This window comes from Shewanella sp. A22 (assembly GCF_053850585.1).
The window spans coordinates 111180-125629 of the sequence record NZ_JBSQBN010000001.1 but is presented as its reverse complement, the minus strand read 5'-3'; the positions used below and the strand labels follow the sequence as shown (position 1 = coordinate 125629).

General features: G+C 39.4%; 9 protein-coding genes and 3 pseudogenes. 3 read left to right on the top strand and 9 right to left on the bottom strand.

The window, feature by feature from the left end; translation table 11 throughout:
• Positions 1 to 114 precede the first annotated feature (114 nt).
• Positions 115 to 3174, bottom strand: coding sequence for a TonB-dependent receptor (locus ACWXWT_RS00515; protein WP_456039656.1), 3060 nt, complete (start codon positions 3172 to 3174; stop codon positions 115 to 117).
• 870 nt (positions 3175 to 4044) lie between these two features.
• Here ACWXWT_RS00515 and ACWXWT_RS00510 point away from each other — a divergent pair.
• Positions 4045 to 4836 (top strand): rhamnogalacturonan acetylesterase, encoded by a 792-nt coding sequence (locus ACWXWT_RS00510; RefSeq protein WP_456039655.1) that lies wholly within the window; start codon positions 4045 to 4047, stop codon positions 4834 to 4836.
• Positions 4837 to 5425: 589 nt separating this feature from the next.
• On the opposite strand, the pseudogene ACWXWT_RS00505 reads toward ACWXWT_RS00510, so the two are convergent.
• Together ACWXWT_RS00505 and ACWXWT_RS00500 are read right to left on the bottom strand one after the other, a co-directional pair.
• A pseudogene (locus tag ACWXWT_RS00505) lies at positions 5426 to 5677 on the bottom strand (IS1595 family transposase); the annotation flags it as partial.
• A 553-nt stretch (positions 5678 to 6230) separates the two neighbouring features.
• A complete protein-coding gene (locus ACWXWT_RS00500; RefSeq protein ID WP_456039654.1) occupies positions 6231 to 7130 on the bottom strand; it encodes a LysR family transcriptional regulator in 900 nt (299 codons plus the stop codon).
• A gap of 107 nt (positions 7131 to 7237) precedes the next feature.
• Here ACWXWT_RS00500 and ACWXWT_RS00495 point away from each other — a divergent pair, with 107 nt between their 5' ends.
• Positions 7238 to 7702, top strand: a complete 465-nt coding sequence (locus ACWXWT_RS00495) for a DMT family transporter (protein WP_456039653.1) — start codon at positions 7238 to 7240, stop codon at positions 7700 to 7702.
• A gap of 2 nt (positions 7703 to 7704) precedes the next feature.
• Complete coding sequence (locus tag ACWXWT_RS00490; RefSeq protein ID WP_456039652.1) at positions 7705 to 8154, top strand: DMT family transporter; 450 nt, start codon at positions 7705 to 7707, stop codon at positions 8152 to 8154.
• A gap of 251 nt (positions 8155 to 8405) precedes the next feature.
• Here ACWXWT_RS00490 and ACWXWT_RS00485 read toward each other — a convergent pair whose 3' ends face one another.
• From ACWXWT_RS00485 to ACWXWT_RS00460, 6 genes and pseudogenes are all read right to left on the bottom strand, one after another.
• Positions 8406 to 9248 (bottom strand): phage integrase N-terminal SAM-like domain-containing protein, encoded by an 843-nt coding sequence (locus ACWXWT_RS00485; protein WP_456039651.1) that lies wholly within the window; start codon positions 9246 to 9248, stop codon positions 8406 to 8408.
• Positions 9249 to 9323: 75 nt separating this feature from the next.
• Positions 9324 to 9593: pseudogene (locus ACWXWT_RS00480) on the bottom strand (transposase); the annotation flags it as partial.
• A 654-nt stretch (positions 9594 to 10247) separates the two neighbouring features.
• Positions 10248 to 10628, bottom strand: a complete 381-nt coding sequence (locus ACWXWT_RS00475) for a hypothetical protein (protein WP_456039650.1) — start codon at positions 10626 to 10628, stop codon at positions 10248 to 10250.
• Positions 10629 to 11759: an ankyrin repeat domain-containing protein gene (locus tag ACWXWT_RS00470; protein WP_456039649.1), complete on the bottom strand. Its 1131-nt coding sequence runs from the start codon at positions 11757 to 11759 to the stop codon at positions 10629 to 10631.
• A 301-nt stretch (positions 11760 to 12060) separates the two neighbouring features.
• Positions 12061 to 12336 (bottom strand): annotated as a pseudogene (locus ACWXWT_RS00465) (transposase); the annotation flags it as partial.
• A 439-nt stretch (positions 12337 to 12775) separates the two neighbouring features.
• Positions 12776 to 14323, bottom strand: coding sequence for a M28 family metallopeptidase (locus ACWXWT_RS00460; RefSeq protein WP_456039682.1), 1548 nt, complete (start codon positions 14321 to 14323; stop codon positions 12776 to 12778).
• Between the last annotated feature and the right edge of the window lie 127 nt (positions 14324 to 14450).

Sequence of the window (14450 nt, the reverse complement as noted above, 5' to 3'; positions counted from 1 at the left end):
GAATACAAATATATGATATTGAATTTAGCTGATTGTTAACTGTAATTTCCGCACTTAGTGCGTGTTGTAAATGGCATAAGGATTTATCCTTATGCCATTTACAATTGAAGTGCTTTAGAAAGAGCCTCGAAGACCCAAAAGATATTGGCGACCCGTTGTTAAGTTTTCGTAAGGACGAGGGGTATAAATATCATTCCATTGATCTTGAGATTCATTAGTAAGGTTAATGGCCTCAAAAGATAAGCTCATGTTCTCCATTAGGTTATAGCGTGCCGAGAAGTTAAGTTTTTTCTTATCTTCATAACCACGGACAAAGGTTGATTCATCCGCATATTCGCTAAGATATTGTTTATTATAACCTTCACGAAAATTATATGAGAATCGTGCAGACCAATCATCGACTTCATAATATACCGTTATGTTGTAAGTATTTTTAGAGGTTTCCTCTTCAACCAACTCTAGCTGAGTACCATAAAAAGGATCTTCAATATCACGGGTGTAGTCGATATAGGTATAGTTCGCTTGCAGGCCTAAGTTATCAAATGGCGAAGGTAGGAAGCTAAATGGTTGCTGGTAAATAAATTCAGCGCCCCACATATCTTCAGGTTTAGTATTGGTGAGTTGGGTGACTTGCCAAGTGATTGTAGACGGATCCATATCACCAATATCGATACCTAAAGCATCTAATTGGGCTGACGTTAATACTTCGTCACTACTTTCTTTCGTTAAACCTGAGATGTCTTTAAAGAATACCGTACCTGCTAACAATGACTCTTCAGCAAAGTACCACTCAACACCAATGTCGAACTGCTCAGACTTATAAGGTTCTAATGTTGGGCCTGCACCGAGTTTGATTTCTGCACTAGGATCTTGCTCATCTGGGACATTGACACTAATAGCTGAACTTAAGTCAGATAATTTCGCACGGGTAATCGCTTCTGCATAACTGAAACGTAATATAACGTTATCGGTTATATCGTAGGCCAAGTTTAATGAAGGTAAGATATCATCTCCTTCACTGACAGAAGTACGCCATCTGTAACCACCTGGGTAGTTAGCACCTTCGCCACGTCCAGCTGTTGAGCCATCTTTATAAATGTCATCTAAGTTAACAATTTTACTGGTGTTTTCATTGTCGATATACCGTAGGCCAATGTTACCACGTAATTCTCTATCGAATATGTCATATCTGAAGTCAAGTTGAGCATAGAGAGCAAATACATCTTCTTTAATCGCATAACCACGTTTGTAGGCTTCTTTGGCTTCAAAAAAATCGTAGCTTGAAAACGTGTTCATCATGGTGCCGTAGTCAGGGGTTAGCCAAGTGCTACCGTGAAGGGTTGAACTGGATGGAACAGATAAAGTATTACCAAAGTGAGCACCTAAATCTGCTAATGTGGTGCCATAGATATCACCAGCGATGATATCTGCAGCTAAATCGACGACTTGAACTTCTGCTTTAGCACCACTGGTTTTATTGGTTTCTTTATCAAGGTTTTTCCAATCGTTACGATAATCGTGTTGTTCAGTTTCAAATACCCGCTTATTGGCGCCCACTTTTAAAGTCAACTCATCATTGATGTCATAAGCAAAATCAATTTTGAAGCTAGTATTATCACTTTCAATAGTTTGCGCCCGATTACGAACTAACCCCACAGAATAATTGCTTGAATCTATCATCATGTCTTCAAGTTGCTCTTTGGTATAAGTTCCACCAGGCGCTGCACCTGGAGCAAAAGCAAAAGAAGGGATACCCGTGGTCATGCTGCCTTGATTAAGCGTCACGCCCCCAGTGTTGTTGATTAAATCTAACGGGTTGATCGAATCATCATAACTGTAAGCTACAGTTGAACCTGTGCTGTCTAGTGCAAATGTACGTGAGTGAGGCACTTCTAAATCAGACTGTCCTTTACCTAGCATAAAGGTTAAACGCATGCTGTCATTAATTTGCCAGTCACCACCGAAAGTAATTTGGTCAAAATTTGATTCTGATATATCTTGACGGGTTTCAGACCGAATAATAGCATCAGAAAATGAGCCTGCAACGATGGTATTGTTGTCGTCTATATAAAGATTTTCTGGGACAATATTTTTTTGATCTCGGAGTAATACGGAATATTCATATTCATCCATAGTGGTGTTGAGATCTGCATGCAAGATATCGAGTTGCATTTCAAAGTTGTCTGTGGGAGCAAATTGTAATGCTGCGGTAACACCTAAGCGTTCTTGTTCTTTCGAGAAAATTGAGTAACGTGGAATACGTGGCAGATATAAACCATTCATGTTTTCATTGGTGTAGTTACCATTTTCCATCATCACGGTTTTAGGTTTCGCGGTGAGGTAGTTGTTCCCGCCTTCGCTAATTGATGCGCCATCCTCTACATATAATGGATTGTTCACTGTCCAACGAACGGTTGTTGCACCTTCACTTTGTACTTTATTTTTGGAGTAAGCCACTGACACCAAGCCACCAAAGGTGTCATTCCAGTTTTTACTGGCCATAAAGCTGACTCTTGGTGAGACTTCTTCCGCGGCATCGTTGTAACTGGCGTTAACGTTATAAGCAAATTGAGTATCGTCATACTGGAAAGGGCGGGCGGTTTGCAAGTTCACATTACCTGAAATACCGCCATCTTCTAATTCTGCAGAAGAGGTTTTATATACATCAATTTGGGTAAATAATTCAGAGGCAAACACGTTGAAGTCAAATGCGCGTGATTTATTTGAACCGCCTGCTGCATCGGTCGCAGCACCGGCAGAAGCTGATTCCATACCGTTAATAGTGGTTTTTACATAGCGAGAACCTAAACCTCGAACCGTGATTTGGCGGCCTTCACCAGCATCTTCTTCAATAGCTATACCAGGAATACGAGAAAGCGAGTCTGCCACATTCAAGTCGGGGAATTTACCAATATCTTCTGCGATGATGGTTTCTTTGCTACCTACAGCTGCACGTTTTGATAATAATGCAGCGTTAATACTGCTTCTATAGCCACTTACTTTAATTACTTCAATTTCTGCTTCATCTGCAGTAATTTCTTTTGTAGTTGTGGTGATTTTTGATTCAACTTCAGCAGTCTCTTGTGGTTCAGCTGCATATACCGCCGGTAAGGCGCCAGCTAACAACATGCATGAGAGCAAGCTGTTGAGTTTGAATCTATGTCGTTGCTTCATAATATTTCCCCAATAATTATTATATGTAGGTCTTTCGAGCCGATACATGTAATGTCATCACGTATTAATATATTTGTGATGACCTATCATTGCTACCGGTGGCAAATATAGTTTGAATTCCCCAATTCGTATTTAAAAATAACAGCCTAGCATCTAAAGTGTCAAATAAATGTTAACGGCTTGTTTGTTTTTATTTCGACCATTGCCACCGGTGGCACCAATGAAATTAGTCGTTGTTGAATCAATTGTCAAATAATTGTTTAAACTTTGTACTTGTTTTTAGGTCGTCATTGTTCGTTAGGAGTTTGTCGGGATTGTGGTTGTTTTAACTAAAATCATTCAATTTTTAAACGTATGGAAAATAAACAATTGCCACCGGTGGCAGATTGGGGCTAATATAATTAAACATCTTGACGAATTTTGTGTATTGGTTTTTATCACCACTTAATGTGCTGCATTACTAAATATTTAAAGATGAATATTTATCTGTTGGGTTACTACATTATGTAGGGATGCCAATGTTGGATTTAGATCGTTGTATCTGGCTAGCTATAACAATTAAGATTTCGCCATCTCGATTAATGAAAGAGTATTGTTGTTAATCGAGTTGCTTCAGGGGCTTTGGAGCAGGTGGCTTGGTTACTTTTTAAGTAGCTCTGTTGGGAAATAATACAATCGGTGATGATTAGATTGGTCAATCAATCAATTGGCAATTGGGATAAGTATAGCTAATAATTTTTCCTTTGATGGAAATAGAAGAATTAGCCGCTGGCGATAGGCGCGAAATTTGACTAGAGAAGCACCACTTAAAGGACTGTAACGCCAAGCCGGTAGATGTTTTTTGTACGACCTTGCGCAGTAGGAGGCACTATGGAATATGTAAAAAATTTATTGCGAGGTATGTTGCTTTTGAGTTCGATGACAGTATTTGCTAATGAGCAGCCAATGCATGTTTACATGGTAGGTGATTCAACCATGTCGATAAAAGAGATGAAAGATTACCCAGAAACTGGCTGGGGAATGCCGTTTAGCACTTTTTTTGATGGCACCATCGTGGTGGATAATCGGGCTAAAAATGGTAGAAGTACTCGTACCTTTATTAGTGAGCTGCGCTGGCAAGGCGTAATTGAGCAACTTAAAATCAATGATATTGTCATTATTCAATTTGGGCATAACGACCAATCAAAACACAAACTAGATAGATATACGCCACCTGATGAATTTGTCACTAACCTGACCCAGTTTATCAACGATGTTCGAGAACGCCGGGGTATTCCGCTGTTGATGACACCTATTACTCGGCGCTATTTTGATGAGCAAGGAAAAATAAAAGATACTCATCCTATTTATGCCGATTTAGTCAGAAGAGTAGCAAAAGAGACATTAGTTGATTTTATTGATATGGAGCGAGTAACCCAAGAGTATTTTCAATCTTTAGAAGATGCAGGTTCAGCGATGCGATTTATGCATCTAGCTGCTAATGTTCATCCTAATTACCCTAATGGTGTCACTGACAATACCCATTTAAATGAATTAGGTGCACGAGAGGTTGCGCAATTAGTGTTAGCCCAGCTTCGTGTAATTGACCATCCATTGGTGACACACCTAAGAAAGCCAGATCCCAAACATCTAAACTTGTCCGCCCCCAATGGAAATAGATAATCCTGCACAAATTGGCATTACGATAAATTAGATATAGACTTTCTTGCTAAATACACCCGAGTAAGTGGTTTTTTGTTAATTAACCATTATGGTAGACTCCCTGTGCATAATATTTATATTAATCATTTATATAAATTAATAGCGAATCAATCAGTCTTACTGAACCCTAATCAGAGACACTAAACTGCCAGAACACCGCGAAGCAACTGCTGAAGCCTATGCTCAGTCGGAGTTAAATTCGAGACTAATTCTTTAACATACATTTTCGACCAAACGTTTCTCATAGACAGGGTGCTTAGCTGTAACTATATGTTTTAGTTATAAAAAACTTATTTATGTTCTGATAATTGTCACCAAACAATCTACCATGACCAATAAATAAAGCCGATGACGATTAACTCCTTAAAAACAGTATATGCAATTCTTCGATGCAGACATCCTTCAAAAAAACGGCTAGGCGCACGAGTTTTATACAGCTAAGTCGCTCTGTTCTGTCAGAACAACTTGTCCAGTTGGATATTGCCCAATTTGCTTACCAGCAATGCGCTCAGCTACCTTGCTTTGATTCTTGCTCCAAGACGGCAGTTCTTTTCATGGGGGGTCTTGTTTTGTAAAAAAGTGTACTTGATGTTACTGAACACTGAGAACGGTAAGCATGACATTTTAACTTGCCATTACTTAACTGATAAGGCTCTTGATGGCTTGAACAGCCTAGAAAAATGAATCCGTTTGGCCAACGAAATGCTTAAAGATAGCGGATGTAAGATTGTTCATCATGAAACAAATCAACAAATTCGTCAAAATTTGTAGGGTAATCAACGACTGCATTTAATAAAAACGATTAAATTTTCATAACTACATATTGACACTTGTGGTGTTATATGGACAGTCCTTATTGCCATTCACGAAAAAATTTCAGCATCAGCCGTCTGTTCACCTAAGAACTAAAAACTATCTAATTATTTTTTGACCATTTTTCAATGCAAACAGTTCGTGTTGAATTAAATCGTAAAACGATAATTAAGATGGTACGTCCCAAGCTAGTGTTAAACTCCAATTTGTCTGGTTAACAAAGAAGTGTGCGTTTATATTAAAGTTTGATAATTCTTAATAGTGTTTGATCATTTATAATATAGTTTGATATTTTTTGGCGATTTTGGTGAGGAAGCCGGTTAAGGACTAACACATTTCTGCCCCTTTTTCAGTTAGAATTGAAACTTATTAATTAGGCTGTTAATACTGGTTTAAGATATCAGAGCTAATGTGACGTTACAGAATGTAGGCATGCATTATAGCTCGCTGATTTCCTAAATGTGCATTACGGCTCACCATTGAATATATCTGTGGAAATGTTTTTATTAATGCAATTCTATGATTTAGGAGATTCAATATTATTACCAAAATTGACTTTTCTGACTCAATTTTCGCTGCAAATAATCAAGGAATACTCTAAGCTTTGCTGGAATAAATGCTCGTTGGGGGTAGACAGCGTATATGCCGTGCTCCGGTAGGCGATATTGTTCCAAAATAGTCACCAGAGAGCCGCTAGTCAGCTCTGGTTCAACAAGAAACAGAGGCATCTGGCAGATACCAACGTCATCGAGTATAAGTTGCTTAAGAACCTCGCTGTTATTCACATGGATATTGCCTTCAGGTTTGATACGTTCAGGGCCATTAGGCCCCTCAAATGTCCACTCAACGCCAGCTCTGAAATATGAATAAAATAAACAATTATGTTGCTTTAAAGCATTAAGTGTTTGGGGTTTATCGTACTTCTCAAAGTATCTCGGGGATGCGCAGAGCACACTGCGACACGGTGACAACTTACGTGCAACTAAGTTTGAATCAGACAAGGCACCGATCCTTATTACCATATCTAACCGCTCTTCAACTAGATCTACGATTCTGTCATCCATCGACACAGTTAGCTTTATATCAGGAAAAAGACGTAAGAATTCACTTAGCAAAGGTGCGATATGAAGCTGGCCAAAAACCATTGGGATACTCACTTTTAGGTGCCCTTTGGGGATGCCCTGAAGGCTACTAATAGCGTCCTCACCTTCATTAACCAATGACTTAGCTTTGTGGATGTAGCTGTAATATTGCTCTCCCGCCTCAGTCAAGCTTAGTTTTCGAGTCGTCCGCTGAATAAGCTTTACACCCAGATGAGTCTCCAGCGCGCTAATTTGTTTGCTTACAGCTGATTTGGTTATATCGAGCTTGCGGCTCGCTTCCGAAAAGCTGCCCTGTTCGACAACGGCAGTGAATATAGGAATGGTTGAAAATGTATCCATCTTTTACTGTTTACCTGAAGGAAACAAAGTATTCAAAATATAATAGATTATCAACCTAAAGGAAACCCTATATATTGTATTCCAACAGAAAGTCGTTGGAATATTGTATGAAAGCTCAACCAGTTAATTTGTCTTTGGCCCTTGCGGGGGGGATAACGCTCGCCAGTATGATAGCACTCAATAGCAAAATGGCATTCTTTAGCTCTCCCTTGCTTGCATCCTGGGTTGCACACGGGGTTGGTGCTGTTGTTTCCCTTATTGTGTTAATGGTAGTCAGTGCCTTTGTTGGGGAAAAAATATCTTTATTACCCAAATATGGAACCCCCATTTGGGCCTATTTGGGTGGGATACCAGGCGCTTTCACTGTGATTTTGGCTGCTATTACGGTTAACAGTTCACTGGGTTTGTCTGGCTCAATCGCATTAATCATGGCTGGACAAGTACTGTTTGGACTTGTCAGCGATACTCTGGGCCTGTTCGGTTTAACCAAACGCTCAATGAGTATTCATGATGGTATAGCCTTATTGCTGATGGTAACAGGTTGCTTAATAACATTGTTCGGGAGGGGATGATAATGACGATGGTAATTCTACTTGCCCTATTGAATGGTTGTTGTATCAGTTTTTGCCGAATTCTTAATGGAAGACTTAGTCAGGATAGCAGTGCATTTAATGCATCACTTTGGAATCATGTTGTAGGGTTTATTTTTCTTAGTTTTATCGTATATTTTACATCTTCTGTTCCGGTTAAAACCATCATGGACGCTCCTGTGACTGCCTGGCTCGGTGGTGTTATAGGCGCTTTGTTTGTCGTCCTTAACAGTTATGTGCTGTCAAAACTCGGGGCAACACTGACTGCATTACTCGTTATTGGAGGTCAGTTGCTGACAGGGGTTGTTTGGGATGCTATCAGCAATGGTGCAGAACTCACTCAATTATTTGGCATTTTGTGTATCCTGACAGGTGTATTGGTCACAAAGCGCGGACAAGAGCAAGTAGCAAAAGACGTAGAAGTGTCGGGATAAACTAATTGTCAGGAATATGTAATAAAAAGGGATGTTGCCATAAGTGGTTTGACTACAATGACATATGATTCTCAGAATTAACGGTGACACCCATTGTTAGATTTTGAGTGTATGTAGTCTTTTAAGTCAACAGGTTACGCCAACGCCATGGTAAGCTTGTATTACTGAGTTTCAGCCCAGCTCATTTTTGTCCAGGTACTGCTTAGAGTGACCACTCTAAGCAGTTATTGCCACATTATGATTTAGAACAATTACTCATTCGAACTTTGTGTTTCTGTGTTTGCCTTATATTTACTAATGTGGAAAGCAAAAGATAAGGCCCTAGTAACTTGGGTAGCTTGCCTTAATGCACGTGAAAAAGCCGTTGGATGAATATGGTGTCTGCACACATAGTTGTCACTTGGGTGCATACAACGGCGGCTAGCAGGAAAGATATATTGCCAATGAAACTTAGAGGCGTTACTGCGGTATTTTCTGATGAGAGAGATGGGCAATGAAGCAAGTCCAAAGCCATCTGACAAATCCGCCTCGTGGAGCTTTTTTACCTGTTTCATTTGTGACTTTAGAACATCAATCAATCCGTTAGGTAGCATACAAACTCGATCTTTCTGCCCTTTACCTCGGTACACAAAGATAGATTTAGTGGTTAGATCAATATCTTTTACCCTAAGTTTTAAGGCTTCCTTTAATCTTAGCCCTGAGCCAAATAGGATGGCACCAATTAAATAGTGGTAGCCTGACAAATTGCTGATGATCAGTTTTGCTTCTTCGTTAGACAATACCTGCGGTATTCGTTTAGGGGCTTTTGCATAGGGAAATTGTAACTCATTGGGCTCAATTTTTAACACATGGCGACAAGCAAATACAATGGCACATAGGGCCTGTTTCTGGGTGCTCGCCGACACTTCGCACTCCACTGCTAAAAAACAGAGAAATTGTTCAATCAAAGCGGGGGTTATATCAGCGCCATGACGAATATTGCAATGTCGAATGAAATAGCGGTTCCAATAGAGGTAGGATTTTTCTGTTTGATAGCTGTAATGGCGTACCCTGATCTCTGTCCGTATAGCCTCCAAAAATGTTAATTGCCCCATAACCGTTACCTTACCAATACACTGTATTTATATAAGGGCTATCCACTTAGCACAACCAACCACTATATATTGTGGTTATCGATCTTTAATTGATTGGTACGTTATCGGCTTAGAACGCACTGCTTGTTCAAGCAGCCTGTAGAATAATAATCCCCGAGAATCTGACTTTCTTCTGTTGAAGCGAAATGTAAACTCATCTAAATAATAATCAAGTTGCTTAGCCTTTACCGCGCCTTGATATGTACCTAAAAGCCATCTTTTACATAATGATGAGACTCGATGTACCCCAGCCATTGTTTCATGTGCAGGTACAGATGAGCCTAAATGCACTATTCGGTTACGAATATTATCGTGCCACCCATTTTTATGATATTGAGGTTCATACCAATCATCAAACCGTTTTTTATCAACAGTAGATCTTAAATTTTGTAGCACGAAAGTCACAGAACGCCCGAACACAATTAAATTGCGTAACCCAGAAAACCTTCTTGCTCTGTCTACAGATATCAAATCTTCATACCCATGTTTTGCGGTTGTAAGAGTATCTTCTGTTCTTTGTAAAAACTTGTTCTATTGTTGCCATATTACTCCATGAACTTATAACGCTTCGCATAAACAGCGGTGAATTAAAAGTATGGGTGACATAGTTAATTTCGCAGAACAATTTATAAGCTACCTGTACTAACAAACACTCTTCCAATTGAGACGAGGCAGCCAAAAGTAAAATTGACTACAACTTCTCACTCATATTTCCATTGTAATGCCCTGTTTGGGCATACCTCTTTCAAGTGTTCTATTTTTCTGTTTTCCGTGAGATCCTGAATGCATTTACTACAATTGCCTTTCTTGTCGCACTCAACTTGATCAAGCCACACAAGAACTCTTCTTCCGTCGGAATTAGTGGTTCGAAATGAAGAATCAGCGAAAATCACTTGCATAGAATAGAGTGTAAATGCCCCCAAAAGACCTGCTATGGTAGCAATCAAAATAATTTTGGAGTTATTCATATTTCCACTCCACTGCATCTACAGGGCATACTTCTTTAATTACTTCAAGCCGCGCCCCGCTACCAGCTATTCCTTCACAAACTGCACAATTCACACAATAATCTTGATTTATCCAAACTCGTACTCGCCTACCATTTTCGTCAATTGTTACATCGCCACCTTCACGGGTGGTTATATAATAAGTAACAACTCCAGAAACTATGGAAGCAACAACCGTTACAATTATATCGATCCAAGCTTTTGCGTCTTTACTATACGTAAGGGTTAAAGGTAGTGTTGATATGGCAGCAATCGTAGCAGTTTGCTTAATAAACTTTCGTCTGCTTTTAAACAGATATTCTTCATGTGTAATTAATTCCATTTGTGTGTTCATTTAATTTCCTTTTAATTTAACCGTCAAAAAATTATATTCTGATTCTGTCAAAGGTAACTTTGACTGGTTAATATAGTCCAAAGCCATATTCCCATTTTTATCTGCAATAGAGATATCAGCACCATTTTTTAATAACAAATCTATATATGCTAAGTGTCGAAATTTTACCGCATACATTAATGGAGTTACTCCGGAAAAACCTTTTTGATTAATATTTTCACAATTTCTTAGTATTCGAAGTATATTTTCTTCAGACACATCTTTATTTAATGCAAGTGCATGAAGTGCACTAAAAAGACGCTCAGCAGAGCATAATTCTTTTATAACATTTTCGGAAATTGATGCAATTAATTCATCAGAGGCTCCATTCTTTATCATTAACTCAAGAATATTAAGTTTCTTGCCATTCTCTTCAATGGTTGATATTTGTGAAAGGAAGTTTTTATTTTTTTCTAAATGAGAGTTGAGTGACATTGTAGATATGAATTGGTCGTAGTCTGAGTTAAATCCTATGTTGATATTAGTAAGGTAGTCTAATATTTTGTTCCTGTCTTCTATGCTTTTGTTGTGAGAAGCCGCTTTCATAATATTGTTATTGGGATTCTCATCAAACCCCAAAGGAATCTCGACCCCAATTTGAATTAAATAAATAAAAAAATCAAAGCTAGAATATTGTGCTGCCTGAACTATAGGTAGAATTCCTTTTTCATTCTTTTGATTCAAATTTATCCCGGCGTCGATAAATGACCCAATCAGTGAGAATTCGTTTTTTGCTATCGCGTATTCAGAAAAGAGCAAGCCATTTTCTAACTTTAGGTTATAAATTAATTCAAAGGATACTATTTTCTTGAATTCATGCCATTGCGTTAAATTGATTTTTTCAGGTACAAAGCCCTTATCTTCTAAATCGCTGTATATAAATTGAGGAAAACTAAATATTGAAGTGTCTAAAGAGTTTTGCTTTGAATCGGGAACCTCTATTTTTGGTTCTACTTTCATGTTTTTGTGCGGTGTTATTTCCTCTGATCTCGGTGATTCATTCTTGCTAATATTGGGGGATATGCTTGACATAAAGTAACCACATAGAAAAGAAGTTATTACTGCTAACGTCAAGAATACAAAATATTTCATGATTGCATATTATCCTTAATCTTATTTGCTTTTCCATGCTATTTAACTGAAATTTTATTATTAAACAATTAACAATATCAACCATTTTTATGATAATTTACATAACTGCTTTTAAGTTTAATTGCGATAACCTTCTGCACTATTCAAATGTATAAATTGAATGGGAATTATCAACAAACTGAGCGCTAGATGGAAAGTGGTGAGCAAGGTGGCAAATCCAACACAGCACTAGTGGCTTGATTGATATCAAGCTGGCAATCAGGTTCTTTTTTAGTGTTAGTTCTAGTTTTGAAATTAAGCCTTAAGCACACAACCAGCGTTGGCAGTTTGATGCACCTTGTCGTCGCTTTCGCTCTAGATGTTGGCAATATTCCGTTAATGCAGGTAAAGACCCTACTGCACCTTTGAATAATAAACTAAACTCAGTAGTGATTTTTAGCCAGTTTTTAGCTGAAATATTGAGTCTATTGAGAATATCTTGGCTAGTTGAGCTAATTGCACCGCGTTTATCTTCTCGAATAATTCGCCCGGAATCTTCCACCAGCACAATATAGTCTTTAACGCTGAACATCAGTCCAATTAGGGTGTTTTAATAACCTATATCGTTAGATGTTCATATTTTTATCTTGCATGCAATTGGTGTGATTCAACTTTGAACTTGAGGACGCTGAAGAAAATAGCGTGAGCATGACATGGATGTCAGGCTAGCTTTCGCGGGGAAGGGACGCCCCATCGGAAGCGTTAGCATTTTCATTCTTTACCATAAAAAGGTGGCCGAGGCAGAATTCAAACGAAGCCAAAAGCTGGATCAATTTCCGTCGCGACTTTTTCGCTGTTTGAAAATGTTGCCGGAACGGCAGGGGTGATCCAAGAGGGGATTGCTGTTGATCCCCTCTTGGCCAGTGCAGGGTGGAACCTTGCGATCTCAATTCAAACGAAGTTTGAAATAGTCTGGTGTGGGCGAAGCGCCACGACCTTAGTGGCCGTAGGCCATTTCAAATAAAAATATACTACGGTTATTTACCGTCTTGTGCTCGACGCTTTTTAAAGTCTGAATCTTCAAGCCATTTTGGCCAGTCGTTGTTGTTGGCTAGCTTTTCAATAATATCGCTGATTAAGGCTAAGTCTTGCTCTACCCCGCCTAAATCCCAGCTTGCATCGTAGTCATCGGCAGCTTGGTGGTACTTATGGGCGATGTAGTCTGGGTCGGTGTCACCTAAGCTCATAAACATTAAGCCGGGTACGCCTTGTTGGGCTAAGGCAAAATGGTCTGAACGGAACATTAAACCATTTTGTGGACGAGGATCGGCTTTTACCGTACGACCTTGAGCTTTAGTAGCATCATCTAAATAGTTTTCAAGCTCTGACACGCCTTGGCCGTAACGCAAGATGTAATCCACGCCTTTGCCTACGTTCATGCCATCTATGTTTAAAAATGACACCAATTGCTTGGTCGGTACTGGTGGATGGGCGGCAAAGTATTGCGCGCCAATAAGGCCCGTTTCTTCAGCGGTAAAGGTTGCAAACAAAATAGAGCGTTTTGGTGCTTTGTTTTGCTGTTTAAAATGACGAGCAAGTTGTAATACCCCCGCAACACCGGAGGCATTGTCAACGGCACCGTTATAAATACGGGTCTTGCCATCTTGAACAGTTTTACCTAAATGATCCCAGTGGGCATGCATGACCACCCATTCATCGGCTTGAGTGGTACCAGGTAATAACCCGGCGACATTATATGAGGTGGCTAATTCTATGGTATTTTTCACCGCTAGATTAGCTTTAAGCTTTAAAGGAATAGACTTAAAGCCAGCCTTAGCCGCAGTTAATTTTACCTTGTCATAATCTAGCCCAGCTGCCTGAAACACCTTTTGTGCAGTTTGATGTTGAATCCACCCCATAACACCAATGTGTGATTGGTTTTTATGTTCATCAACTAAGGTGTACTTAGTATTGGTGTTGCTGTTTTCTACGACGTTCCAGCCATAAGCTGCTGGTGCGGTTTCATGCACAATAAACACCGCTTTAGCGCCCTGCCTTGCTGCTTCTTCGTACTTGTAAGTCCAACGCCCATAATAAGTCATGGCATTGCCTTTAAAGATGGCTGGGTCTTGGGTGGCAAATCCTGGGTCATTGACCAGCATGATCACTGTTTTGCCTTTTACATCGACATTGGCGTAGTCATTCCACTGATATTCTGGCGCATTAATACCATAGCCAACAAACACTACATCGCTGTTATCTAAACTGACTTGAGGTAACACTTGCTCTGTACGTGCGGTGAAATCAGTGCCGTTATTAAACACTATATCACCCATAGTCAGCTGCATTGTTTGATCGGCAGTAATTTTAGCCATCGGCACAGCTTGGCGATAACTGTCACCAAAACCAGGGGCAAGTCCCATCGCTTTGTATGCACTTTCTAAATACTCAACTGTCAGCTTTTCACCATGAGATAACGGTCCACGCCCTTCAAACTCATCGCTCGCGAGGGTTTGTACATCTTGACGGTAGGTTTTTTGATCAAATTGAAATGGCGTAGCATTTACGCTTGGTAGCAAAAACACACCAAACACGGCCAACAAACGAAAAGTATTCACAGACTACATCCTTTGTTAATAATTAGAAAAATCATTGTAACAGCAAGCTTACAAAGGGAAAGCAGCAAAATGTAACGGGATAATAAGCAAACGC

Excerpts from the sequence above, each read along its gene's own strand:
- ACWXWT_RS00485 (WP_456039651.1), bottom strand. The coding sequence starts at position 9,248 with ATGGGGCAATTAACATTTTTGGAGGCTATACGGACAGAGATCAGGGTA.
- ACWXWT_RS00500 (WP_456039654.1), bottom strand. The coding sequence starts at position 7,130 with ATGGATACATTTTCAACCATTCCTATATTCACTGCCGTTGTCGAACAG.
- ACWXWT_RS00510 (WP_456039655.1), top strand. The coding sequence starts at position 4,045 with ATGGAATATGTAAAAAATTTATTGCGAGGTATGTTGCTTTTGAGTTCG.
- ACWXWT_RS00515 (WP_456039656.1), bottom strand. The coding sequence starts at position 3,174 with ATGAAGCAACGACATAGATTCAAACTCAACAGCTTGCTCTCATGCATG.
- ACWXWT_RS00475 (WP_456039650.1), bottom strand. The coding sequence starts at position 10,628 with ATGAACACACAAATGGAATTAATTACACATGAAGAATATCTGTTTAAA.
- ACWXWT_RS00495 (WP_456039653.1), top strand. The coding sequence starts at position 7,238 with ATGAAAGCTCAACCAGTTAATTTGTCTTTGGCCCTTGCGGGGGGGATA.
- ACWXWT_RS00490 (WP_456039652.1), top strand. The coding sequence starts at position 7,705 with ATGACGATGGTAATTCTACTTGCCCTATTGAATGGTTGTTGTATCAGT.
- ACWXWT_RS00470 (WP_456039649.1), bottom strand. The coding sequence starts at position 11,759 with ATGAAATATTTTGTATTCTTGACGTTAGCAGTAATAACTTCTTTTCTA.